At 40.3% G+C, this 24548-nt stretch carries 19 protein-coding genes and 1 other RNA gene; 5 read left to right on the top strand and 15 right to left on the bottom strand.

The genetic code is table 11. The features are described 5' to 3' along the window. Positions 1 to 2: 2 nt before the first annotated feature. Positions 3 to 506, bottom strand: coding sequence for a hypothetical protein (locus tag ACFQZJ_RS14230; RefSeq protein ID WP_379935472.1), 504 nt, complete (start codon positions 504 to 506; stop codon positions 3 to 5). A 221-nt stretch (positions 507 to 727) separates the two neighbouring features. On the opposite strand from ACFQZJ_RS14230, the gene ACFQZJ_RS14225 reads away from it, so the two are divergent. Beyond that, a complete protein-coding gene (locus ACFQZJ_RS14225; RefSeq protein WP_379935471.1) occupies positions 728 to 1876 on the top strand; it encodes a cysteine desulfurase family protein in 1149 nt (382 codons plus the stop codon). A gap of 118 nt (positions 1877 to 1994) precedes the next feature. On the opposite strand, the gene ACFQZJ_RS14220 is transcribed toward ACFQZJ_RS14225, so the two are convergent. Genes ACFQZJ_RS14220 through ACFQZJ_RS14210 form a run of 3 tightly spaced genes read right to left on the bottom strand, consistent with a single transcriptional unit; the run spans position 1995 to position 6817 of the window. Further along, complete coding sequence (locus tag ACFQZJ_RS14220; protein ID WP_379935470.1) at positions 1995 to 2645, bottom strand: hypothetical protein; 651 nt, start codon at positions 2643 to 2645, stop codon at positions 1995 to 1997. Positions 2646 to 2654: 9 nt separating this feature from the next. Continuing rightward, on the bottom strand, positions 2655 to 5120 hold the full coding sequence (locus tag ACFQZJ_RS14215; RefSeq protein WP_379935469.1) for a TonB-dependent receptor: 2466 nt from the start codon (positions 5118 to 5120) through the stop codon (positions 2655 to 2657). Positions 5121 to 5125: 5 nt separating this feature from the next. After that, positions 5126 to 6817 (bottom strand): M23 family metallopeptidase, encoded by a 1692-nt coding sequence (locus ACFQZJ_RS14210; RefSeq protein WP_379935468.1) that lies wholly within the window; start codon positions 6815 to 6817, stop codon positions 5126 to 5128. Positions 6818 to 7007: 190 nt separating this feature from the next. On the opposite strand from ACFQZJ_RS14210, the gene ACFQZJ_RS14205 reads away from it, so the two are divergent. The 4 genes from ACFQZJ_RS14205 to rny all read left to right on the top strand — a co-directional run bounded on the left by ACFQZJ_RS14205 (position 7008) and on the right by rny (position 9392). Then, on the top strand, positions 7008 to 7298 hold the full coding sequence (locus tag ACFQZJ_RS14205) for a hypothetical protein (RefSeq protein WP_379935467.1): 291 nt from the start codon (positions 7008 to 7010) through the stop codon (positions 7296 to 7298). A gap of 14 nt (positions 7299 to 7312) precedes the next feature. Beyond that, positions 7313 to 7609: a cell division protein ZapA gene (locus ACFQZJ_RS14200; RefSeq protein WP_379935465.1), complete on the top strand. Its 297-nt coding sequence runs from the start codon at positions 7313 to 7315 to the stop codon at positions 7607 to 7609. Between the two features lie 57 nt (positions 7610 to 7666). Then, positions 7667 to 7776, top strand: a non-coding RNA gene (gene ssrS / locus ACFQZJ_RS14195) — 6S RNA. A 47-nt stretch (positions 7777 to 7823) separates the two neighbouring features. After that, the gene (gene rny, locus ACFQZJ_RS14190) at positions 7824 to 9392 is read left to right on the top strand and encodes a ribonuclease Y (protein WP_379935463.1); all 1569 of its coding nucleotides are present in this window, start codon (positions 7824 to 7826) and stop codon (positions 9390 to 9392) included. A gap of 424 nt (positions 9393 to 9816) precedes the next feature. On the opposite strand, the gene ACFQZJ_RS14185 is transcribed toward rny, so the two are convergent. The 11 genes from ACFQZJ_RS14185 to ACFQZJ_RS14135 form a co-directional block, all read right to left on the bottom strand. Further along, entirely contained in the window at positions 9817 to 12036 is a 2220-nt protein-coding gene (locus ACFQZJ_RS14185) for a DUF349 domain-containing protein (RefSeq protein ID WP_379935461.1), read from the bottom strand. Positions 12037 to 12174: 138 nt separating this feature from the next. After that, positions 12175 to 12927 carry a shikimate dehydrogenase family protein gene (locus ACFQZJ_RS14180; protein WP_379935459.1) on the bottom strand — a complete coding sequence of 251 codons (753 nt, stop codon included), beginning with the start codon at positions 12925 to 12927 and terminating at the stop codon, positions 12175 to 12177. Continuing rightward, positions 12899 to 13918: a DUF368 domain-containing protein gene (locus ACFQZJ_RS14175; protein WP_379935457.1), complete on the bottom strand. Its 1020-nt coding sequence runs from the start codon at positions 13916 to 13918 to the stop codon at positions 12899 to 12901. Before ACFQZJ_RS14175 ends, ACFQZJ_RS14180 begins: the two co-directional genes overlap by 29 nt. 12 nt (positions 13919 to 13930) lie before the next feature. Continuing rightward, positions 13931 to 14845, bottom strand: coding sequence for a DUF368 domain-containing protein (locus ACFQZJ_RS14170; protein WP_379935455.1), 915 nt, complete (start codon positions 14843 to 14845; stop codon positions 13931 to 13933). 18 nt (positions 14846 to 14863) lie between these two features. After that, positions 14864 to 16264, bottom strand: coding sequence for a tetratricopeptide repeat protein (locus ACFQZJ_RS14165; RefSeq protein WP_379935453.1), 1401 nt, complete (start codon positions 16262 to 16264; stop codon positions 14864 to 14866). An 85-nt stretch (positions 16265 to 16349) separates the two neighbouring features. Beyond that, positions 16350 to 17543: an aspartate aminotransferase family protein gene (locus ACFQZJ_RS14160; protein WP_379935452.1), complete on the bottom strand. Its 1194-nt coding sequence runs from the start codon at positions 17541 to 17543 to the stop codon at positions 16350 to 16352. 8 nt (positions 17544 to 17551) lie between these two features. Further along, positions 17552 to 19240, bottom strand: a complete 1689-nt coding sequence (locus ACFQZJ_RS14155; RefSeq protein WP_379935451.1) for an OstA-like protein — start codon at positions 19238 to 19240, stop codon at positions 17552 to 17554. A gap of 1169 nt (positions 19241 to 20409) precedes the next feature. Next, complete coding sequence (locus ACFQZJ_RS14150) at positions 20410 to 21861, bottom strand: Gfo/Idh/MocA family protein (RefSeq protein WP_379935450.1); 1452 nt, start codon at positions 21859 to 21861, stop codon at positions 20410 to 20412. Positions 21862 to 21871: 10 nt separating this feature from the next. Further along, on the bottom strand, positions 21872 to 22660 hold the full coding sequence (locus ACFQZJ_RS14145; protein WP_379935449.1) for a 3-keto-disaccharide hydrolase: 789 nt from the start codon (positions 22658 to 22660) through the stop codon (positions 21872 to 21874). A 96-nt stretch (positions 22661 to 22756) separates the two neighbouring features. After that, positions 22757 to 24028, bottom strand: a complete 1272-nt coding sequence (locus ACFQZJ_RS14140) for an adenylosuccinate synthase (protein ID WP_379935448.1) — start codon at positions 24026 to 24028, stop codon at positions 22757 to 22759. Positions 24029 to 24055: 27 nt separating this feature from the next. Next, entirely contained in the window at positions 24056 to 24520 is a 465-nt protein-coding gene (locus ACFQZJ_RS14135; protein ID WP_379935447.1) for a Fur family transcriptional regulator, read from the bottom strand. Between the last annotated feature and the right edge of the window lie 28 nt (positions 24521 to 24548).

Below are 24548 nucleotides of genomic sequence, written 5' to 3'. Positions count from 1 at the left end.
TTTTAAAGCTTGGTGGTAACTGTGCCGAATGCATCTATTTGAAGGTCGGTGATCCTACTCCCGTTCGCGGTAATAAAAGAAATTCCGCTGAGTTCTATTAAATGGCTGAATGTTTCGGAATCCGCAGATGTCGTTGTAATAAATATGTTTCCCTCTTCTGCGATTACTTCTTCCGATACGGTAGGACTGGTGGGCGGTATTGGGTCGCAAAAATAGTTCTTTGAGACGTCATCCGTAAAAATACGATATGTCAATTTCGTTGTAGAAGAAATCTCCCGTTTTATTATTTCCGATGAAACTTCATTTTTAATGGTTCCGGACGGTAATTCTAAAATAAGGGCTTCGGAACCATTGATCTTAAAAAGAAGGTTAGATGCCGTGGCAGAAACGGAGCCACAGGTTTGCACGGTGGTAATACTATCAAAATCTACCGTTTCTATGGCTAAATCCCCATCATCACAGGAAAGTAAGCTTAGGAAAATGATAAGACTACATACTTTTTTCATACATCAAATTTACTGCAAATATTGGATATGCTCGGAGCGATTAAAAACCATTTACAAGATATTTAACTTTATTTGAATTATTTTTGAAGCGTAGGTGACATTACTTACCATAATTTGGTCGGTTGCAACTGGATTACCTTTGGTATGCGTAACCATGACAATGCTAAGGAGAGTGATACTTACTATATATAGGTAACCATTAAACTAATTGTGTACAAAGAATGAAAAGTGTATATCTGGACAATGCAGCAACTACCCAAGTAAGAAAAGAGGTAATACTTAAAATGCAAGAGGCTTTGGCCAATTCGTACGGTAATCCATCCTCTACGCACAGTTTTGGTAGAACTGCAAAAACAGCTATAGAGAGCGCTAGAAAAACAATTGCCAAACAGATGAACGCTTTTCCCTCGGAGATTATTTTTACATCCGGCGGAACAGAGGCAGACAACATGATTCTTAGATGTGCGGTTAGTGATTTAGGTGTCCAAACGATTATTACGACCAGAATAGAACACCATGCAGTACTTCATACTGTTGAGGAATTGCATAAAAAGGGATCGGTGAACCTGCACTTTGTTAATTTGGACGAGGATGGAAATCCGGATATGGAGCACTTGCAGCGGTTGTTGGCCAAGGACGATTCCAAAAAACTGGTCAGTATCATGCATGTCAATAACGAGGTCGGAAATAAAGTAGATATACACGCCATAGCGGTGTTGGCAAAAAATCATGGTGCATTGGTGCATTCGGATACGGTTCAGTCTATTGGACATTATAAATGGGACGTTAAGGAGACACCGGTGGATTTTCTGGCTGCCGCAGCCCATAAGTTTCATGGGCCAAAAGGAATAGGTTTTGCGTTCATTAGAAAGAATTCCGGTATGGGATGTATGATTTCCGGTGGATCACAAGAGCGTGGTTTTAGGGCGGGGACAGAGTCGTTTCATAATATTGTTGGCTTGGAGGAAGCATTTGTTAGTGCTTACGCTAATCTAGAAGAAGAGCAGAATTACGTGGCCGATTTAAAACACTATTTTATACAGCAAGTTAAGAAGGAAATTCCCGGTGCACGATTTAATGGCTTGTCCGAAAATATGGATCATAGTACCTATACCTTGGTAAATGTACGCTTGCCAGTACAACCCGAAAAAGCGATGATGTTACTGTTTCATTTGGATATCAAGGGTATTGCCTGTTCTAAAGGAAGTGCCTGCCAATCCGGTAGCGATAAAGGTTCTCATGTACTATCTCAAATTTTGACGGAGGACGAGCAAAAGAAACCTTCGTTGCGCTTTTCTTTTTCGATTTATAATACAAAGGAAGAAATTGATTATACGGTCATGGTATTAAAGGAATTCATGGTTCAGTAACCTAAGATTTTTTAAAACTTATGGTATCTGATTCTTTTAACCTTTTTACATGGCTCCATCAAGTGGATCCGTAGGTTTTAGCCAGGTTTTCTAATGCCGTCAACCTAGGCTTGGGATATCAATTTTTTCTATCTTTCTTTCGTTCCCGTTCATAAGGAAATTTACGAATGGCGAGCTTCATCATTCTATCAATGAGGTCTGTTGTGTTTTTACCCGTTTTCTTGTTGATCTCCTTCTCGTACTTCCATAATAGTTTTCCCGTATCCCCATCACTTATTTTAACACCTATACGACCGTAATTGGAATTGCCGGAGAAGTAATCCGTAAAGCTAAAATCCGTAGAAACGCCTTTTGAAAGTAAAACATTAAGGTCTAATGTACCGCTTATGATACCGTCTACCCCTAACATTTCGCTAAGCTGCTTCATGGTATACACGTCAATATTTCCATAATCTATTCCCTTTTGGGATAAAATAGCCTTCGTGTTTTTGGTATTCTGAAATTCAACAGGTAGTTTTTTCTTTTTTCCACGTTTGGAAAAATAGGTCTCCAGCGCATTTTGTACCGCGTAGCCTTCCTTTTCTTCCAATGATTTTAAATCGGCTGCACTTACTATGTTCTTTAGGTCCAAGTTGGTGAGAAAGGGCAAAATGGCCAAGGTTCTGTGGCTGTCGCTAAGGACATCGAATCTTGGGCTCTCGTAAATGTTCTTTTGTCCTTGTAGGGTAGCCACGGTGAAGCAGGTAATAAAAAAAAGAAATTTGTACATGTTGTTTTATTAAAGTCTCATTTGCAATCTAAGGTTAAGCACGCGGGAGGTTAAAAAATTGGGAACTGCAAATTCGTTTTTACTATCCACATCCCTTACCCAAGTATTTGTAATGGAGTTTTGATTGTTAAAAAGATTGAAAATTTCAAAACCAACACTCAAAGCCTTAAAGGAGCCTAACCAATGGGCTGTACCATACCTTTTGTTCTTGTCTACAAAAATATAGGAAATTCCTAGATCTGCGCGCCTATAATCTCTTAATCTATTCTGAAAACTATAGGGGTCTGCATAACTCGGCGATCCACCTGGCACCCCTGTACTGTACACGAGGTTCAAATACATTTTTAGTTCCGGTATGTTGGGGATATAGTCTTGGAACAGAATCCCTATTTTGAGCCGCTGATCTGTAGGTCGTGAAATATAGCCACGTTCGTTTCTATTCTCCTCTGTTTTTAAATAGCCTAAACTAATCCAAGATTCTGTTCCCGGAACAAAGGCGCCATTAAGTCGCATCTCCGCACCGTATACGTATGCTCTTGTATCGTTGGTGGCGGAATATCGTATTCTTACATCCTCTATCGTATATGGGTTTACGTTGGTTAGTTTTTTGTAATAGGCTTCGCTTATTAAAGTAAATGGGCGTTCCCAGAGTAAAAAACTATATTCGTTACCTCCAACTATATGAATGGATTTTTGCGCTTTTACATTGGGCCTTATGGTTCCAAGACTATCCCGTAGCTCCCTGTAAAATGGAGGCTGATGATACATACCTCCCGATAATCTAAACAGCATGTCCTTTTCCCAATTTGGCTTTATTGCAACTTGTGCCCTTGGGCTTATAACGGTCTGTGATACTTTTTCTACTCCGGTTCCGCTGACTGTCCAGTGCTGTGAACGGACCCCTAAATTGTAATATATGTCATGGTCGCCCCATGTTGTCTGTTTTCCCAATTGAAAAAATCCGGAAAACCGATTGGTCTTTACAAAATTCGTAGCCGTTAGACTTTCAAAAGCTTCCAGTGGTGGGTTAAATGGTACTTCCGGTTGGTTGTTCATAAAATCTGACCTAGGAGGACGTACTGAAAACCCTACGGAATCAATAAACTCCGATTCTCTTAATTGATCACGGATGTCCTCGTGGGTATATTTGAGTCCCCATTCCAGAACAAGGTCGTTTTTTTTGTGATTTCCCCTATGGTCTAGATTTAATAGTAATGCATCCAAGTCATTTCTAGACCTGTTGAACTGGGACCCTACACCTCTTGGATTCACGGTTGCCCCTAGTGTTTCGCTCCCAAGATTGCTATCCACGCTACCCAGTTGGTAGGATGCAATAACATCGGAGTATTCTTCCTCTGTGGTATGATAGAGGGACGCAATGAGCTTTAAGGCGGTGTTTTCGGTTACTTGATACGTGCCTTTAAATGCCCCTAGCGCGGTCGCAAAACGGTTTACTTCCTTTCCTTCATAGAATACCGTAAATGCTTTTGGGTCTTGTAGGGTTCCAAAATTCGTTTGCCTGTTTAACGGTTCGTTGGTATAGTTGTTTACCGAAAGATTGCCTAGAAAGCTTAGGTTGAACGTATTCGAAAAACGATAGGTGAAATAACTTTGCAGATCCGTAAAGGAGGGATTAAAATTACTTTGGGTTTGTTGGCTATTTAAAAGTAAGGCATTATTTCTGTACCGTAGTCCGTTTATGCTAGTTAGCTTTTTGTTTTTGGAACGGGTTTCCAAGGTTGCGCTGGCGCCCAAGAAGCTAAAATCGCCTTCGACGGAAAAAGTAGCGGGAGTTTTATAGGTAATGTCCAAGACAGAGGAAAGCTTGTCTCCGTATTTGGCCTGGAATCCACCGGCAGAAAAGGAAACACCTTGCACCATACTGCTGTTTACAAAACTTAGGCCTTCTTGTTGAGCGGAGCGGACCAGAAAGGGGCGGTACACTTCTATTTCGTTTACATAGACCAAGTTTTCGTCAAAATTTCCACCTCTAACGGAGTATTGTGTGCTGAGTTCGTTATTGGAACTTACCCCCGGCAATAGTTTTAGAATATTTTCAACGCCCGCATTGGCTCCTGGTATTTTTAACAGTTGTTCCGGTGATACGGAGGTTGTACCGGTTACTTCTTTTCTTCCCCTAGGTGAAACGGTTACCCCGGCCACTTGCACAACGTTGGTTTTAAGTATAGGACTAAATTCAAAGGTTTCGTTTGTAGATAAAAGTAATCCTTTTAAAACAAGGTCTTTATGGCCTAGATGCGAAAAGGTAAGTTGTGTTTCCGTATCTGCGTATATCGTAATGACATAGAATCCGTTGGCATCCGTAGCGGTACCGGATGTACCGGAAGAAATGTTAACATTGGATAGGGGCGTATTGGCTTCGTTAAGTACTATCCCCGTAATTGTAGCCGTTTGCGCCAGGCTATAAAATTGGCACAGTAAAACAAGGGTGAGAGTAGCTTTACAAAATTTCAAACAGGTTATTTTCTAAAAAATGTGGTTGTTAATGTATTCTTGTTGCCTACATTATCCGTAACGGTAACTTCGAGAACACATTGCTTTTGGTTCAAAATTTTATCATCGAAATTATAGGTAAGCGTATTTGTTTTGGGCTCGTACTCCATTAAGATCCAATTTCCGTTCAAAGTTGCGGAATAGGTGTCCACACCGCTAAGGTCATCGGAAATTGCCAGGCTTAGATATTTATAGTTGTTCAACCATTGTTTTTCCTTAAAATTCTTGACACGTATCCTAGGGGCAACAGAGTCTTTTGCCAAGGTGTAGGTTCCTAAATATCGTGTTCTTGTCGTAAAGGTGCCGGCTCGTTTGTACGTGCTCACGTAGCTGGGTCTTAGTTTATCGTCCAATCTTGCTATGAACAATTGCATTTGCTCTTCCTTGCTATATTTTGATGCATCGAAAGTTATGGTGAAGTTGCGGTGGGCCGGAACCGTATTCCGGTGAATGCCAACGGTATCCTGTCCTTTTTTAAGGTCGATATAAAAATCTTCATAGAACGTATTGGCAGGGAAGTATACTTTTGCCCCTCCTAGATCGTAATTGTTAGGTTTTGTTGCTATAACGTAGTTTTCTGTCTTTGTTTCCGTTCTTGGTATCTTCAGCGCTTCTTTCTTACCTTCCACAGGAATTTTCAAGGTCACGTTATTTCCTTTAAGGTCTTTGATCTTTAGCTCAATTGCATAGGTTAAACCTTCCCTGATTTCAATTTCCCCGTTGTTGTACAGTTCGTTATAGATGCTTAATTTATTTCCAGGGGATTTAAATAGTTTTTGAATCCGTTTTCTGTACCGTCCCAAATAATCATAATCGATAAGCGTGTTAATGTATCTTGTTTCGCCAAAGGAAAACGATTCAAAGTCGTAAGACGTATAGGTTTTTCCGTTTACGGAAAGTGAAGCAGCGTAAATCCCATTTCTATTGGCCGCCATATCTTGACGGTCGAAACCAATAAAACCGACACCTATTTTACCAAGGGCAATCACCTTGTTCGCTAAAAAAGTACCATCACTTTGTTTCGTGAAATTTACCTCTATACGTTCTGCACTTTTGTTCACTTGAGAATCTTCCGCTAATGGGTATAGGTATAGTTTCTCTAAAATAGGATTTGTGGCATCGGCCACATCTATACCATAAAGCAAGGGATTTGTGGGTTTTTCGGATACACTGCTGCGTATTTCAAAATGAACGTGCGGCCCGGAAGAACCACCTGTATTGCCACTATAGGCGATAAGTTCGCCTTTGTCGATTTTTAGTTCTCCATAGTCCGGAAAAACTTCTACCTCGTACGACTTTTTTTGGTACTGTATTTTTTTAATGTACGCTTCTATTTTGGGAGAAAATTTTTGTAAATGCCCATAAACGGATGTGTACCCGTTGGGATGTGCCACGTACAATACTTTACCATAGCCCCATAGCGCAACCTTTATGCGGGTAACGGTTCCATCTCCGATACCGTACACCGGTAAACCTTCCCGTTGTTGTGTTTTAATATCGATTCCGGCATGAAAATGATTGGACCTTAGCTCTCCAAAGGTGCCTGCCAAAATAATCGGGATATCCAATGGTGGTCTAAATGCATCTGTTGGATAAGGGCCTTGACCAAAGATATGAGTAGTGTATAGGAGTAGGGATACCAGGATAGTGTTCTTCATAAGTATTCAAAGTTGCTACGAAAATAATTAAACCAAGCCAATTCTTAAAAGGTTTGCTGTAAATCTGTAGAGCCCCGTAGTCCAGGGCATTTTATTGCCTCCCTGAAATACTTAAAAGAATATTTGTAAAAAGTATTGCTAAGTCTTCGGATGAATGTTAACTTTGTGTAAACAGCATGGAATTTTTTGTATGAGTGAATTAATACAAATCGTTGATTCCTTAGAAAATAGGATTAGTAAGTTGCTTCATAAGTTAGAGGTGATGCGACGGGCTAATACCGAACTGGAAAACGAATTGATTTCCATAAGGTCCGTTCAACAACAAGCCGATAAATCGGTCTCGGATTGGGAAGAAAAATACAACTCGCTCAAACTTGCAAGTTCAATGCTAGGCAGTAATACCAATAAAACAGAAGCAAAGCTTAAAATAAATACGTTGATACGGGAGTTAGATCATTGCATTGCACAACTTTCGGAATAATGTAAAATAATACTATGTCAGAAAAGCTCAAAATAAAGCTTTCCATTGCAGATCGGGTATATCCTTTAACGATAGATCCAAGTCAAGAGGAAGGCTTGCGAAAGGCCGCTAAGAACATAGAGCAGTTGGCCAAGAAATTTGAGCAGAACTATGCCGTAAGGGACAAACAAGATGTATTGGCCATGTGTGCCCTGCAGTTTGCCTCCAAAATTGAACAAAAAGGTATAGAACAGACAGAAGGTACCCAGGAAGCTGAACAACGTCTAAAGGCGTTAAGCGATTTGGTGCATTCAAAGCTAGCTTCACAATAGAAACGTTCTTTAAAAATAAGCAAAGTTACTGCCCACATTGGTAATACCTTTTGTCGAACTCAACATTTATTTTTTTAAAAAGGGTGAGTTTAGATTGTAAAAGCAGGCCCTACTCGTATAGGGATCCTTGATCAGTCTGTTAGCCCTAAACCTGATTTTCGGAGTTTGTACAAAACTTCTCCAATGTGGGCTTTTTTATTAAACACAAACAACTATGGACAGTACAATGATTATTATAGCCGCCATCGTAGGGTTGGCGATCGGCTTCGGAATTGCGAAGTTTATGGAAAAGGGGAAAGCCTCCAAAACCATTTTAAATGCCAAAAAAGAGGCGTCCCAGATTCTAAAGGAGGCCAAGGTAGAAGGGGAAAGTATAAAAAAGGATAAAATCCTACAGGCAAAGGAGAAGTTTTTGGAGTTAAAGGCAGAGCATGAGAAAGTAATCGTAAACAAGGATAGAAAGATCAACGAGGCCGAAAAACGTACTAGGGACAAGGAATCCCAGGTAAGTAGTGAATTGGCGAAGAGTAAAAAAATTAATGCCCAGTTAGATGACAAGCTAAAAGATGTGGAGCACCGAAAGGAATTCTATGAAAAAAAGCAGGCAGAAGTAGAGAAAATGCACAATAGCCAAATTCAGCAATTGGAGGTCATTTCCGGACTTTCTGCAGATGAGGCCAAGAACCAACTTATCGAGAGTCTGCGCGAAACGGCCAAGTCAGATGCCATGGGGTACATTCAAACAACCGTTGAGGAGGCAAAATTGACGGCCCACCAAGAAGCGCGCAAAATCGTAATCAATACCATACAGCGCATCGGAACCGAGGAAGCGGTAGAGAACTGTGTTTCTGTTTTTAACATAGAGTCAGATGACGTAAAAGGACGGATCATTGGCAGGGAAGGAAGAAATATAAGGGCTTTGGAATCCGCTACAGGTGTAGAGATTATTGTAGATGACACGCCTGAGGCGATTATATTGTCTTGTTTTGACTCGGTACGTAGGGAGATAGCTCGTTTATCACTTCATAAGTTGGTGACAGATGGGCGTATTCATCCCGCCCGCATTGAGGAAGTCGTTAAGAAAACGGAGAAACAGATAGAGGCGGAAATTATAGACATAGGAAAGCGCACGGTCATAGATTTAGGAATACACGGACTGCATCCAGAACTCATAAAGGCTGTAGGTAGGATGAAATATCGTTCCTCTTATGGTCAAAACTTACTACAACACTCCAGAGAGGTTGCCAAATTATGTGGTGTAATGGCGTCCGAATTAGGGCTCAACCCTAAGATGGCCAAAAGAGCAGGTCTATTGCACGATATAGGTAAAGTCCCCAATACAGAAGCAGAAGTGGAAACGCCACACGCCATATTAGGGATGCAATGGGCAGAAAAGTATGGTGAAAAACCAGATGTTTGTAATGCTATTGGAGCACACCACGATGAGATTGAAATGAAAACACTTATTTCGCCCATAGTGCAGGTTTGTGATGCCATTAGCGGTGCTAGACCAGGGGCAAGGAGACAAGTACTGGATTCTTATATTCAGCGTTTAAAGGATTTGGAAGAAATCGCTTTCGGTTTCGGAGGAGTTCAAAAAGCGTACGCCATACAAGCAGGTAGAGAGCTTCGCGTAATCGTAGAAAGTGAAAAAGTAAGTGATGATAAAGCGTCACAACTATCGTTTGAGATTTCTCAAAAAATACAAACGGATATGACGTATCCCGGCCAGGTAAAAGTAACAGTGATTAGGGAAACCAGAGCTGTCAACGTAGCAAAATAAGCGCGGTGAAAGTTAGATGAGATTTTAAAAAGAGCCCCGAACAAGGGCTCTTTTTTAGTTATGTGCGGTGCATGGTGACGAACAATTCGGAATCTATTTACCAGTTAAAGTGTAACATCCGGTCCTTTAGTGTATTGTTTCCGATTGATGTGGGATTGGTTTCTAGAAATATTTTGGCAATAAGAGGATGGGTTATGGACGACTATTGAGTCAATTGGAAGAAATAAGTAAGTAACACAATACCGCATTGTAATTTCAGCACTGCCATAATGGATCGTGTAGTTTTTATCTATAGTGCTTCCAGTGGTTTTTAATTCTGTATGTTTAGTTCGTAACAAATAAACCTACCTCACAACCATAACTCCGGTAATAACAAAGCCCTGACATACAAAAAATACGCAGGGCTTTGATTCGTTTGATAATCTTATTCTTCCTCGCCCTCGGTAGAAGTGGCTTCATCCTCCGCCTCCTTAAGTAGATTATTTCTTAGGATATTCAATTTTTTAAGTTTGGCCTTCCAAGAATCAAGCGCTTCTTTATGGGTATTTACCTTTTTAATGACATCCTGTACCATAGGATTATCTTCTGACGCATTGGAGAAAAACTGTAGGTTGTTTTCCAATTGTCGTATTTCGTCCTTACTTTCCTCTATTTTCTTACGGATAAAGCTACGTTCGTTCTGTATGGCCCTTTCTTGATTGTCCTCTTCTTTAAGACGTTGGATTTTGTTTCCGTATTTCAATAGTTCCGATTCCTGTTTGCTAACATCCATTTTATGGAACAGGGCATCGATGATCTTATTAAACTTTTGGTTAATGTTTTTTTGTTTAAATGGCACATGTCCAAATTTTTTCCAATCTTCGATAAATGACTTTATTGCGGCTAGGTTTTCATCCCTATCATCGCTCAATTGAAACTCTTTTAAGCGTACTAAAATCGCGTTTTTTCCCTTTAGGTTTTCAACTTCTTCGTTATTTTCTTGGTTCTTTAGCGCATGGAATCTTTCGAAATAATGGTTGCACGCGGCTTTGAACTCCTTCCAGATTTTATCCGAATACTTGCGGGGTACATGCCCTATACTCTTCCATTCGTGTTGTATACGCTTCATTTCCCCTGTAGCGGTCTCAAAATCTTCGGAATCCTTTAACGAATTGGCAATATCCAATAAGGCTCTTTTTTTAGTCAAGTTCTCGTCTTGATCTTTTTTAAGGTTTTTGTAGAATGCGTTTTTGTTCCGATTAAACGTCCGTACAGCTGCCTTAAAATCGTTCCAGGTTTTTTCGTTGTCCTTCTGAGGTACTTTGCCCGCTTTAAAAAACGATTCCCGTAAGGCCTCAAGCTGTTTTATTTGTTTTTGTAATGTGCCATGGTTGTTGGAGACATTTTCGGATAAGGTGCTTATTTCATTTATAATCTGCTGTTTTCTTTCTAGATTTTGTTCATGTGCCTTATCTAGCTCTTTGAAATAGTCTTGCCTTCTTCCGTGAATTATTTTGGTTGCCGTGCTAAAACGGCCCCAAATTTCTTCTCGGTGTTCCTTGCCTACAGGGCCAATATCTTCTTTCCAAATTTTATGTAAAACCTGTAGTTCCCTAAATGCCCTGTTTAAATCCGGTTCTATTGCCAAGGATTCCGCTCGTGCAACAATTTTTTGTTTTTCTTCTAAATTGTGTTTAAAATCAAGGTCGCGCAACTCTCGGTTCAAGTGTAGAAAATCATAGAAAATCTCTATGTGGTGCTGGTACGTTTTCCAAACATTGTTGTAATCGGCTCTAGGAACCGGCCCGGCAGTTTTCCATTGTTCTTGGATATTTTTAAAACTGGCATAGGTGGTATTTATATCTTCTTCTACGTTTACCAAGGCCTTTAGATTTTCTATAAGTTCCAGCCTATGGGTTAAATTTTCCTTATGGCTTTTTTCAAGACTTTTGTAATGCTGATTTCGTTTTTCGCGGTACTCGGCATATACTTCGTTGAATTGTCTTTTGGTAACCGAATTGTACTTAAAATCTATTTCATTTCCACCACCTGAAATGAATTCCTCTTTTTTCTCGTCTATAAATTCTTGAAATTTCAAATTAAATTCATCCCGTATGCCATCAACATGTTTTTTAATGGCCTGTATTTTTTCGTTTTTTACAAGCCGTTGTAGCTCCCCTACCAAATTTTCCATAGACATGGAATGGTAGTCCAAAACAGGAATTTCATGTCTTTTGACCGTATCCGTATCTTCCGCATCCTCGGCATTGTTCTCGTCTATCTCATCTACACCGTCCGTATCTTCTTTAGGCTCTTTCCCAGATGCCATTTTTTGTTCCTTTTCCGATGCCCCCGCTATTTTGTCATCACTTAATTCAACGGTATTTTCCGATTCCTTTTGTGCCGTAATTTGGGCATCAGTGGAGGGGTTGCCATCCTGAGCTTCGGATTCATTTTCTTCTTTTTGCTCAGCACTGTCCGATTTTTCGGATTTAACCGCTTCATTTTTTTTGGATGCTATGGTGCTATCCGGTGTTGCGTTAGCTACTTCAGTTTTAATGTCGTCGGTATTTTTCTCCAGAACTTCTTTTTCCGTTCCGGTAGTTTCCGCCGTGTTTTCCGTTACCTCGTCTTTAGGTATTTTTTGTTCGTTGTCTTCTGACATCTTGTTTGTGTTAGGTTTTTACAAGATAGTAACAACCTAAACAACGGCAAAGAATATATACCTTCTTTTTGATTTTGATGGAAGATGAAAATCTGTGTAATAGCTGTCAAAATAGCAGTGGAGAAGGGTTTCCGTCGGTTAGGTGTTCCATATTTCCCAAGCTTTTTCTGCTTGTAGCTCTAACATGCGCAAGCCGTTTAATATGGTTGCTCCCTGTATTTCCCCTTGTGCTAAAAAGGCTGTTTTTTCCGGATTGTATATTAGATCGAACAGTAGATGTTTTTGGCCGATAAACGCATAGGGTATTTTTGGTTTATCCGTTATATTCGGAAAGGTGCCAAGTGGGGAACAATTAATTAGTAAACGGTGACTTTCAATACTATTTTGGTCCAAGTTCCCGTAGGTGTATCCATTGTTTTTACCTGTGCGCGAAACAAATGAATATTCGATTTTTAGCTGATCTAGTACATAGGCAACTGCTTTTGAAGCTCCGCCGGTTCCTAGGATAAGTGCCTTGTTATGGTGTTGTTTTAAATAGGGTTCGAGGGATTTTTGAAACCCGTATGCATCCGTATTGAAACCCTTGAGTCCGGTCGGAGTTATTTTAATGGTATTTACCGCGCCAATTTCCAATGCAGATGGCGCTAACTCGTTTAAATATGGAATAATTTCCTGTTTGTAAGGTATGGTCACATTTAGCCCGGAAAGGTGCGCAGTTTTTTGTATTACCTCTGTAAATTCCGAAATATGGGCCATGTCAAAATTCTCATAGCTATAATTGGGTAAATCCAACTCGGAGAATTTTTTTGTAAAATAGCCCTTAGAGAAAGAGTAGGAAATATTCTTCCCTAGCAAACCGAACCTAAATTGTTTTTCGTCTGTTTTTTCCATACCAATCTAAAAGTAATAAAATGCTTATTCCGAATACAACAAAGAACAGTGCCCACCAGGTTTCGGATAGTTGAAAGTTTGGCAAAAAACGTTCATAGTTCACTATGATAGGATTTTCATTGGTGTCCAAAAGAATAGTGCCTTCTTTTCCCAATTTATACACGGTTCTCTTCCAAGGCCAAACCACACCCAAAGAGCCGGTAATGAAGCCTAGTATTACCGCTGTAGTTCTATGTTTATAATGTTTTAGGACAAAGCTGAGAATGTGGGACAAGGTAACAAGACCGGTTGCCGACCCCGCCGTAAAAACGGCTAGTATAGTTAAAATTGCCAAGCGTTCAGGATTGTTCACAAAACTAAGATCACCCAGTAGGAGTTCGGAAAATGTATCATAAAGTGCATTTACGGAATCTACCAGAAGTAGTACATAATTGCCCAACAGTATTAGAATAAACGAGCCGGATAGTCCTGGTAAGGTCATTCCCGATACACTGATCATGCCACAGATAAAAATAAAGATTAAGTTGTCGTTTTCCGTTGCCGGATTTAAATAACTGATAGCTATCCCAACCGCAAGGCCAATCATTGCTAAAGATATTGTTTTCTTTGTCCAATGGTCGAAATCCTTTCCTATGTAGTAAATAGAGCCTAGGATCATCCCAAAAAAGGCAGACCATACATAGAGTTCCTTGTGTTCCAAAAAGTAGTCCAATACTTTTGAAACACTAAAATAACTGACCAACATCCCAAAAAGAAGCAACGTTAAAAACGTACCGTTTATGTAGGTATAAAAACTTTTAAACCTGCCGTTCAATAATAGTCTAAAGGCTTTTCCATTTATTTTTTGGAGGGAATAGATGAATTCTTCATAAAAGCCGCCTACATAAGCTACAATTCCTCCGGATACTCCGGGGACCTTATTTGCTGCTCCCATACAAAGCCCCTTTACTACGAGTAATATTTTATCCGTAAGGGTTCTAGGTGCGTTCATGAAGCTGGGTGCTTACTTTTTAGAAGCTGTTTTTTCCAGTATAAAAATAAGGGAAAAACCGATTAAAGCGGTCACGATAGCGAGGGTTAATTGTGGGTCGCCTTCAAAAGCATAGGGAGAAATATTTTCGTCTATGATAATCTCTTTCTTACCTATCTGGATAACTTCAATAATTTTTTTCCAAGGCCAAATCTTATTCAAGGAGCCTAAGATAAAGCCTGTAAGTACGGCTAATGTAGCATTCTTGTAATTGGCGAACATCCATTTTAATACTCTGGCAAAGCTTAGTATTCCAAAAATAACTCCCAGTGCAACCGTTGTCACAATTTTAAAGTCATAATTGTTAACGGCATCCAATATTGTTTTGTAAGACCCTAAAAGTACCAAGATAAAAGCTCCGGAAATTCCAGGCATTACCATAGCGCAAATAGCCAAGGCTCCCGAGAAGAATAAAAACGGTAAACTGTCCGTATTTGCCGAGGGTGGCAGTGTGGTGATATAAAATGCGGTAATGGTTCCTAGGGCAAACAGGATAATTGCCCCTATATTCCACTTGCTTATCGCTTTTGCTACAAAAATAACACTGGCAAACACGAGACCAAAGAAAAATGCCCAAATAGGAATAGGATGAAATTCCAATAACCATGTAATCAGTCTGGAGAAGGAAAGCATGCTTATGACCATACCACCAAAAAGGACCACTAAAAAATTACCGTTCAATGTATCCCAAAAAGCTTTGACCCCTTTTGTTTTTAAGGTCTTAAAGGTGTCTAGACGAATATTGTTGATCGAAGAAATAAACTCTTCATAGATACCGGTAACAAACGCAATGGTGCCTCCGGAGACACCGGGAACCAACTCCGCAATGCCCATAGCCATCCCTTTTAGCATAATAAAGATATGCTGCTTCAGTTTTCTTTTTTCCATAGATAATGGGAGCGATTTTTACCCTTTTTTGGAACTGGTTATAATAGTTTTTAACCAATCGGAATTCCCAAATTCAGGAAATTTTTTCTGGAACAGGTGTATTTTTTTTGTTTCCCTATCCAATTTAAGTGCGTCCAATAAGTAAATTCTAGCATTTATACGATCCCCTGCCAATAGCAGTAATCCAACCATCGTATAAAGAATTTTTAAGTTGTTCGGATAAAATGCTTTTCCTTGTTTCAGAATTTGGATACCACCTTCGATATCATTATTTTTTTGTGCAACCTCTGCCCACTTTAGCCAGGTACTCAATTCATAATCACCTAGGTCTACCGCGTTTTTAAACGAAAAATAAGCTTGGTTGTAGTCCTTGAGCGCTACATGTATTCTAGCACATTTTTTCCAATAAACAGGGTTGCCACCGTCTATGTTCAACGCTTTGTTGATGTAGAAAAGTGCTTTTTCATAGTTCTTTATCCTGTAGTAAAAATTTGTTATAGCAAGCCAACCCTTGTCCAGCAAGGGGTCTTCATGAACGGTTTGATAGAAGTAGTACTTGGCCATCTCACTGTTCTGTAGCTTTTCATAGCATTTTCCAATTCTTAAAAAAGCATGGGAGGTTGGGTCTTCTATGGATATGGTCGTCTCGTAGTTTTCTATGGCATCTGTATATTTTCCCAGCTTTTCCAAAACCTTTCCTTTTTCAAAATAGGCACCTATAAAAGAATCATCGGATATTATGGCAAAGTCATACGCCGCTAAGGCTTCCGAATACATTTGCTTGGAGTAGTATTGTTTCCCTAATTGATGCCAGGCTACCTCGCAATAGGGATTGTGCTCCAGGTAGTCATTTAGGTAAACTATGGCACCGTCAAAATCCTCCAAATATTCAAAACAGTAGATTACGTTGTAAAGGGATGAATAATCGTGCTCGTCAAAATCCACACATTTCATAAAACTTTCCCTAGCTAGTTTAAAGTTGTCCATGAACAGGTACTCCATTCCCAGCAGCGAATAAATATCTACACCGTCCGTAGAGAGGTTCAAGGCTTGTTGCAAAAGGCAAACGGCACCTTCGTGGTTGTCTTTTTTGCTATAAATATTGGCGCGTTGTATATAAATTTCTTGGTTGTTGGCATCCAACAGTTGTAGTTCGTCCAGTAATTTTTCTGCAGCAACGAGGTTGTTCTCGAATACCATTACTTCTACCTTCAATAGTTTAAGCTCTATAGAAGCGGGGTGTTGCTGTAATCCGATCTTAATACCCTTTTTAGCCAAGGCTATTTTACCGTTGTTAAGGTAATGGTGTATGATATCCTCAAAGTCTTCGGCATCAAAGAAATAGACATCATCTGTCTTTAACATGGATTCAAACTTGGTAATGGGCCGGTCAGGTCTTTCGCTAGATTCTAACGCCATAGAAACATTTTGGTTAAACTCTTTGAATAAAAGTAAGGCTTTGCCGATGTTATTGTTGACCGACCAGGCCTATATTATTAACAAATTAGTTAACAGGATATTGTTGCTTCCTATTCAAAATGGAAAGTATCAAGGTGCAGCCTTTTTCGATTTCTGCCGTAGTGATGGTTAGGGGAGGGGATATACGGACAGCTTTTGGCTCAAATAAGAGCCAAAACAGAATGAGTTGGTTTTCTTTTGCGGACAATACTAGTTCGTTCGCTTTTTCCGCATCCTCCATGATAAGCGCAAGCATAAGTCCTTTTCCTCGTATTTCTTTTATAGCGGGATGTACCAAAAGTGTTCTAAATAGCTTTTCCTTTACTAAGGTTTCCTCCATCAATTTGGTTTGCAGCAATTCGTTTAAGGTAGCCAAACAAGCGGCGGCTATGACAGGGTTGCCTCCAAAAGTAGTGATATGGCCAAGTTTAGGGCTGTTTTGAAAGGATTTCATGAGTTTGCTGCTTGCGGTAAACCCGCCTACCGGTAGTCCCGAAGCCATACCTTTTCCCATGACAAGGATATCTGGTATACAATTAAAGTGTTCAAAAGCAAAAAGTTTACCTGTACGTCCAAATCCGGGCTGTATCTCATCCAAAATTAATAACGCGCCTACTTCCGTACAGCGTTTTCTCACGTTCTCCAGATACCCGTTTTTTGGTAGAAGAAAACCTGCTCCGCCTTGTATGGTCTCTATAACAACACAGGCGGTTTTTTCGGTAATACGGTCCAACTCCGCGGTTATATTGAAATGTATAAAAGCAACATCGGGTATCAAGGGCCTAAAAGCTGCTTTGCGCTCTTCATAGCCCATAAGGCTTAAACTTCCCATAGTATTGCCATGGTAGGCATGGTACGCTGCCATAATTTCGGTCCGACCGGTATATCTTCTTGCTAATTTAATCGCTCCTTCTATAGCTTCTGTTCCAGAGTTTACGAGGTAGGTAGTGCTTAATTGTTTGGGTAGGTTCTTGGCCAATAGTTTAGTGTATTTCACCGCGGGCCCTTGTTCGTACTCCCCATAGACCATTACGTGCATGTATTTGGCTGCTTGTTCTTGCACGGCTGCTACCACCTTAGGATGGCAATGTCCCAAACCACATGCGGATACCCCTGCAACAAAATCTAAGTGCGCGTTACCGTCCGTGTCGTAAATATAACTACCTTTCGCATGGGAGATTTTCATTCCCAAGGGGTGAGGCGTGGTTTGGGCTTGATATTTTAAAAAATCCGAGGTCATTGAAGTAGTTATTTTACTTTTCTTGGGATTTTAGGCTCTTTTGGGTCTCTTGCTTTTGAATTTCCTGCGTTTATTGGATCTGTTTCGTTCTTGTTCCGTTGTTCTTCCTCTGCATCTATGTCTATAGGGTTATTGAGACCTTTAATGACTACCAGTTCTAAATTATTGTCATCTTCATCGAAAATATCATCCTTGGTGCGTATTCTTTCATCACCGTACCAAACAAAACCTTTTAGGATTCTGCTATTTTCAGGGAGGTCTTTCTCCGGGAACATGTCACCATCGGGATTGGTGAAAAAAGTAAGTTCGTCTACATCGTTGTTCTCCATGGTAATACGGATCTTGCTACAGATGGTCTTATTGATGCCAATAAGTTCGTCGTCGTCATTGTACATGTAATAAATAACCTCTGTGTTTTTCACCAAATCTATTATCTTCAGTTCATTTTCTATGAATTTTCCAAACAGATCTTTTCCTTTTGCCTGGTTATAGCCTTCCATGCTTATACTGTCCAGGGAAATTATAAAAGCGTTGTTCAAAACTTTTAAGGAGTCTAGTTGCTCTGTTTTTTTGTTGGATATCAAATGGATGCTATCTCCTGTCATTTGGTTTTCAGCGTTCCAGAGTATAGGTCTGGTAATAAGTTGTGTGATACCAGTTCGTTCTTCGGAGTGGATGGAATCGCACTTTCCGCTTAAATCTGTTTTAAAAAATTTAGCGTTCCTAAATGCCCGTGTAATGCGTTCGTCCTTTTTACCTGTAATCATTAAGGTGTCTCCATGAACATAAAGCGAGTCCTGCTCTTGTACCAAAATGGATACCGCTCTTTTTGTTGCAAAAAGTGAATCCTTGGCTTTGTGTACCTCTGCGTAATGAGCTCTTACAACGCCATTATTAATGGTATCCGTTACGGTAATATTATTCGTGGCCGATGCGAATTCCCGAGCCTTGTTAAAGTAAACGCTATCGCCTTCCATGATACGGTCATTATAATCTATACGCGTATTCTTGATGCCATAGCCACTTTCGACCTTGGTATCATAAAAACCACGTTCGCAGTAAATTTTGTAAGTGGCGCCTACAATGGTAGATGGCCCGTACATGTACGCATTTTTGGAGCTCGTATAGTAGTCCAGCTGTTCGGAATCCAGAATATACTCGGGATTGTCTATGTGAACACTATCTAAGAACTGATATTTTTTACGTTCCATAAAATACCGCCCAACTTTACTGGTGAGTACATTGGCGCTGTCTATTACCGTGCCATAATCTTGGTAATAAGCCTCCTGAGTTTCACGATTTAAACGTAAGGTATCGGTTTTAAGGGTCATATCCGAATTGGTCAGGACAACATTGCCCCATGCCTTTGCCAATCTGATATCACCTTGATAGTCTATTTTATGACTGGTCATCTCTACCGAGTCGCCTTGTTTTAAAAGTACATTGCCAATGGCTTCCAATCTATTTTCCTTTTGAAAATAGATGGCCACATCACACCACAGGTCGGCACCTTGATGTTCAAATTGTACTTGTCTGTCGTCCTTACTGAAAATGGACGCTCCTGGATACTCCTTTTCGTTTTTGGTGAAATTGGCACCATAAACAATGTTGATCTGTTTGGTTTCTACTGGTTCGTCCTGAGCAACCGATGCGATAGTAAAAAGAAGGGATACGATAACTAAAACTGTCCTATACAAGGTAATTTTTTTTCAAAAATAGGATTTTTAACCAAGGCCGCTACAAGATTAGGATTCTTTTAGGAATCGACTAGGGTATCTGTATGAATCTTAAGTTTGGTAGATGCTACTTGCCATATACGGAATTGTAGGGTTTGAGGGTGAGATCAAGCCTTGAACAAACACCTTTTCTTTGCAAATATTTTCTTTTCCTAAGATTATATGCTTGCGGTAAATTGTTGGTTTTCTTCTTTGCAGTATTTAAAATCAAGAGGATTGTGCTGTGTCGTGATATATCCCATTTCTTTTATACACGGGTTTTTTGCCACAAGTAGGTGCTCGTACCCGCATCCAAAGCATACCACCATGTATAGACCTGAATTGGAGTTTAACCAATATGGTACATGTGGTCTAAGTTTAAAGTTTATATGGTTTTAAGGGGTCGTAACTTAGATCTAAATTGTTGTTTTGGGAATCGGTATTCAACGGTTCACACTCGGATTTTGATATTTTCTGCACTTGGAATAGGAAACAACTGGCAAACCGAGGAATTTGCCCTCGATTCTTAGGGACTACCTGTATCGGAAACCATTCTTTCGATTACGGAGTGTGATAGGGGGTATAAGGAGTATTTCGGTTCCCTATTCACTAAAGAATTTTGTTGATGGATCTATAGCTAGCGATTTTTTTGAACATTTGAAGACTTTTTTGAGTTGCATAGCATGGCTACGTAAGGAAAAAAGACGGGGCCGAAACAAAAGCCTGCAATTTGGCTTTTGAATGAGGACCCAGCTGCAGCGCGCAGTGAAAAACAGCAATTTTTTAGCGGATGATTTTCAATTGGGGAATGGTATTAGGGACAAAAATTCCCGAATGTTTAGGGAAATGCGTTTTTTGAAAAATTGTATGGAGGATTATACCAATTTAAGTTTTGAAAGTCGTATTGAAAATTTGAATTATTTTTTTCTCAGTTTAGGAATGAAATCTAAGCATAGCATTAGCTATGGTTCTATTTTATGACGACAAATGAGTAAAAAAGGAACTGATTTTATGCGACATCTAGAAGTTAAATTGGTATTAGCATTTACGATAAGGCTTTACTGTTAAACATACCCATAAAAAAAGCCACCTTTAGAGTGGCTTAAACTTAAATTTAGTGGAAGTCAATTCTTACCTCCTGGTTACGATCGTTAAAAATCCCTATAGTCGCCTTCTAGAAATTTATTCGCTTCTTCTTCTGCAAATTTAGCGTTCTTACTGTCCCAATTTAGTGTTTGGTTTGGAAAGCGGTTTGCTATAACCCCTAAAAGAATGGTTTCCGTTAGGTTTGCAGAATAAGAAAACGGTGCGGTGCATTCATCGGTGCCCAAACAGGCATCTACAAACTGATGGTAATGTTTGGGCCCCTCGGAGCCATAATCTCGAATTGGTTTTCCCATGTTATTGGCTTTTTCTATTGCCGCAATTTCCGAAGAGATATCAACGTATTCACCGTCTACTATTTTTGTTGGTAATTGCATAAAGTGTGGTAATAACAAACGCCCTTTGTCACCTATAAACATAGCACCTTGCTCCGGTAGTGTACCCGGTCCGCTTGCCTTGGTCTCCAAAGACATTTTTTCTTCTACGGATGCTTCTTTGGTCGTTGTTTCCGCCACTTTGGTGGCACCAGGAAGTATAAGGTCTTCGTGCATGTCCGGAGCGCCTGGCCCGTCGGACCATATCCATTTTAAGCTATCTGCGGTATACTGTGTTCCTGGAAACTCGTAGGTTACGGTATTCTTCTCAGGAAATCCAAATCCATTGGGTGCCCTACATTCATTTTTTATGGTACGGGGTACATCCAATGCTAGTGCATTGTAAGGTGTGTCAAAAATATGTACGCCCATATCACCTAGGGTGCCACAACCATAATCTACTAACTTTCTCCAATTGCCGGGGTGGTACACGCCTTCTTTATATGGGCGTTCCGCCGAAGTTCCTAACCAAAGATTCCAGTCCAAGCTGTCTGGTACAGTATCTTCCCCAGTGGGAACCGGTCCATCATATCCCCAATTTTTTGGAGACCAGGCCCTTACGGTATGCACCTTTCCTATGATGCCTGACTGTATTAATAAGGTTGCCAGTTTGTAGTCATAAAAGGAATGTACCTGAATACCCATTTGCGTTACCAATCCTTTTTCTTCGGCAAGTTTTTTCATATCCCTTGCCTCGGATACGTAATGTGTTAAAGGTTTTTGGCAATATACAGATTTGTTCAACTCCATCGCCATCATAGACACTGGGGCATGGGTATGGTCTGGTGTAGATACGATTACGGCATCTATACCGTCGGCCATTTCTTTGAGCATTACCCTATAATCGCTATATGTTTTTGCGTTGGGATGCAGTTTTTTAGCCGCTGCCAAATTATTGGAGTCAACATCGCAAAGTGCTACAACATCTACCTTGCTGTGTGAAGAAATATCACGTAAGTCCTCTGCCCCCATGTTGCCGACACCAACGTGCGCCGTTCTAAGTCGGGTCAGCGGAGTAGCTTTAGCAGCTATTTTTTCTTCTTTGCATGCCATTAGAAACGATGGCATTAACGCGGTCGTTGATGCCAGTAAGGCCGATTTTTTTAAAAACTCTCTTTTCTTCATGGGATGGTGGTTATAGTTTTTTGATTTTTATATTACGGAACCAGATAGGACTGGAGTGGTCTTGAAAACCTATATATCCTTTTTTGTATTTGCCATAGTCCTTGCTGTTTTTCCACTTATCGGAGTTCTTTTTTTCCTCCCATGCTTTGTCCCAAGGAACAAATGACAATACCATTTCTCCATTCAGCCAGTGTTCTACCTTTTCCGGGGTGAAGACAATTTTGGAAGAATTCCATTCTCCCACGGGATTAAGCACTTTCTTGGAGGCATCTGCGGGATGCATGGCGTAATCGGAAGCTGTTTGCTGCAAGGGTTTTAATTCTTCCGGCTTTTCGGTGTATCCTAAGCTAAGGTTGTATTCCGTAAGGTCGTGGATTTCAGCGTAGTTTTCATCATCTATAAGTTGATATTCAGGTGATATTTGTGGTATACTTTCATAACCTTCTTTAATATGGTAGAAAATACCGCTATTCCCTCCTTTTGGCAATTTCCATTCAACGTACAGTTCAAAGTTGTCAAACTCTTCTGCACCATAAATAATGTCCCGGCCTCCTTTATAATCCTGTTCTAGGCCAAGTTCTGTATCGAAGGTGAGTTCTCCATTTTTAACGACCCATCCCGGTGGTAGCGTTTCTCCGTTGTAGGCCCTCCAACCTTCGGTGCCGCTGCCGTCGAAAAGCACGATCCATTCGTTTTCGGGCAATAATTTTTCTTGTTGTTCGGTCGTTTCTGTTTTTTTCTCCGTTTTGCAGGAAACTAGTAGGATAGCAATTATGAGTAATAGGCCGGCGTGTTTCATCTTTAACTTTTGTTAAGGGATGAATTTACATAAAAAAATGGCGTTAAGCTTATTTTTTCGCTTAACGCCATTTGCCTTCTGACCGGGGAAATAGGATTACCTGTGTATGGTTTGTTTTCTATCTGGTCCTACCGATACAATCTTAATGGGCACCTCTAATTCCTTTTCGAGGAAAGAGATGTAGTTGTTTAGTGTTTCCGGTAATTGCTCCGCACTGGTCATTTTTGTTAGATCTTCTGCCCACCCGTCCATTTCGGTATAGATCGGAGTCACATTTTTTGCTTCGATATTAAATGGGAAGTGTTCTATTTTAGCTCCTTTGTAGTTGTATGCGGTACAGACTTTTAGCTTTTTGAATCCGCTAAGCACATCGCCCTTCATCATCATTAATTCTGTAACGCCATTGATGCGTACGGCATATTTTAACGCTACAAGATCTAACCAGCCACAGCGTCTAGATCTTCCGGTGGTGGCTCCAAATTCATTGCCCACGCGCCCCATCGTTTCTCCATCGGCATCAAAAAGTTCTGTTGGAAAAGGACCGCTGCCCACCCTTGTCGTATACGCTTTAAAAATTCCCTTTACCTCCCCAATTTGGTTGGGGGCAACGCCTAAACCGGTGCATGCTCCGGCAGCAGTCGTATTTGATGATGTTACAAAAGGGTAGGTTCCAAAATCGATATCCAATAGCGATCCTTGAGCACCTTCCGCCAATATTTTTTTACCGGATTTTTGTGCTTGGTACAGATACTCCTCACTATCTATAAATGTTAGTTCTTTAAGCTCTTGGACGGCTTTGAAAAATTCGGCTTCCAATTCGGCCAAATTGTATTGTATGTCCACATTGTAAAAGCCTATCATAGCTTCATGCTTATTGGCCAATGCCCTATATTTTTCTTTCCAGTTGCTAAGTTCCAAGTCCCCTATCCGCATGCCGTTCCTGCCGGTTTTGTCCATATAGGTAGGTCCAATTCCTTTTAGTGTGGAACCGATTTTGGCTTTCCCTTTAGACGCTTCCGAGGCTGCATCCAAAAGACGGTGTGTGGGCAATATAAGGTGGGCTTTTCTGGAAATCAATAATTTGGATTTGATATCCAGACCAAACTTTTTTAAAGCATCTAGTTCTTTTTTGAAAATCACGGGGTCTATGACCACGCCGTTACCTACAATATTGATTGCATTTTTATGGAATATACCAGAGGGAATCGTATGTAATACATGTTTTATACCGTCGAATTCTAGGGTGTGCCCCGCATTTGGGCCGCCTTGAAAACGGGCAATTATATCATAGTTTTCCGTTAGTACGTCAACGATTTTTCCTTTTCCTTCGTCACCCCATTGTAGGCCCAACAATAAATCTACTGCCATTATAATTGTACTTGGTTAATTAGTTGTTTATTCTGTCTTTTCCGTTTCTATTTCGGTCGGATTTTTGGTGCCGTAAAAATAGAGCGAATGCGTATTTATTTTAATATTGAATACCTCTTCGATCGTTTTTTTTATGGATTGGATACGGGGATCGCAAAACTCCATGACTTCTCCGGTGTCCGTTAGGATTACGTGATCGTGCTGGCGGTCAAAATAGGATTTTTCGTATTGCGCCTGTGTTTTGCCAAATTGATGTTTGCGCACCAGTTTGCAGTCCAGCAATAATTCTATGGTGTTGTATAGGGTTGCGCGGCTTACACGGTAATTTTTATTTTTCATATTGATGTAGAGCGATTCTATATCAAAATGATCCTTACTTTCATAAATTTCCTGGAGTATGGCGTAACGTTCAGGTGTTTTTCTATGCCCGTTATCCTCCAAGAATTTGGTGAATACGTTTTTTACAATTTCCTGATTTTTATCCAAAGCCATGGCCTTTCGGTTAATTTACAAATGTACA

Origin of the sequence: Maribacter chungangensis (genome assembly GCF_042676845.1) — a bacterium.
GTDB lineage: Bacteria > Bacteroidota > Bacteroidia > Flavobacteriales > Flavobacteriaceae > Maribacter > Maribacter chungangensis.
This window is presented reverse-complemented; position numbering and strand designations above follow the sequence as displayed.

Bases quoted from the DNA above. Each gene is read 5' to 3' on its own strand.
- ACFQZJ_RS14220 (WP_379935470.1), bottom strand. From the start codon at position 2,645: ATGTACAAATTTCTTTTTTTTATTACCTGCTTCACCGTGGCTACCCTA.
- ACFQZJ_RS14170 (WP_379935455.1), bottom strand. From the start codon at position 14,845: ATGGAAAAAAGAAAACTGAAGCAGCATATCTTTATTATGCTAAAAGGG.
- ACFQZJ_RS14150 (WP_379935450.1), bottom strand. From the start codon at position 21,861: ATGAAGAAAAGAGAGTTTTTAAAAAAATCGGCCTTACTGGCATCAACG.
- rny (WP_379935463.1), top strand. From the start codon at position 7,824: ATGGACAGTACAATGATTATTATAGCCGCCATCGTAGGGTTGGCGATC.
- ACFQZJ_RS14230 (WP_379935472.1), bottom strand. From the start codon at position 506: ATGAAAAAAGTATGTAGTCTTATCATTTTCCTAAGCTTACTTTCCTGT.
- ACFQZJ_RS14185 (WP_379935461.1), bottom strand. From the start codon at position 12,036: ATGTCAGAAGACAACGAACAAAAAATACCTAAAGACGAGGTAACGGAA.
- ACFQZJ_RS14205 (WP_379935467.1), top strand. From the start codon at position 7,008: ATGAGTGAATTAATACAAATCGTTGATTCCTTAGAAAATAGGATTAGT.
- ACFQZJ_RS14180 (WP_379935459.1), bottom strand. From the start codon at position 12,927: ATGGAAAAAACAGACGAAAAACAATTTAGGTTCGGTTTGCTAGGGAAG.
- ACFQZJ_RS14160 (WP_379935452.1), bottom strand. From the start codon at position 17,543: ATGACCTCGGATTTTTTAAAATATCAAGCCCAAACCACGCCTCACCCC.
- ACFQZJ_RS14210 (WP_379935468.1), bottom strand. From the start codon at position 6,817: ATGAAGAACACTATCCTGGTATCCCTACTCCTATACACTACTCATATC.
- ACFQZJ_RS14145 (WP_379935449.1), bottom strand. From the start codon at position 22,660: ATGAAACACGCCGGCCTATTACTCATAATTGCTATCCTACTAGTTTCC.
- ACFQZJ_RS14225 (WP_379935471.1), top strand. From the start codon at position 728: ATGAAAAGTGTATATCTGGACAATGCAGCAACTACCCAAGTAAGAAAA.
- ACFQZJ_RS14165 (WP_379935453.1), bottom strand. From the start codon at position 16,264: ATGGCGTTAGAATCTAGCGAAAGACCTGACCGGCCCATTACCAAGTTT.
- ACFQZJ_RS14175 (WP_379935457.1), bottom strand. From the start codon at position 13,918: ATGAACGCACCTAGAACCCTTACGGATAAAATATTACTCGTAGTAAAG.
- ACFQZJ_RS14135 (WP_379935447.1), bottom strand. From the start codon at position 24,520: ATGGCTTTGGATAAAAATCAGGAAATTGTAAAAAACGTATTCACCAAA.
- ACFQZJ_RS14140 (WP_379935448.1), bottom strand. From the start codon at position 24,028: ATGGCAGTAGATTTATTGTTGGGCCTACAATGGGGTGACGAAGGAAAA.
- ACFQZJ_RS14200 (WP_379935465.1), top strand. From the start codon at position 7,313: ATGTCAGAAAAGCTCAAAATAAAGCTTTCCATTGCAGATCGGGTATAT.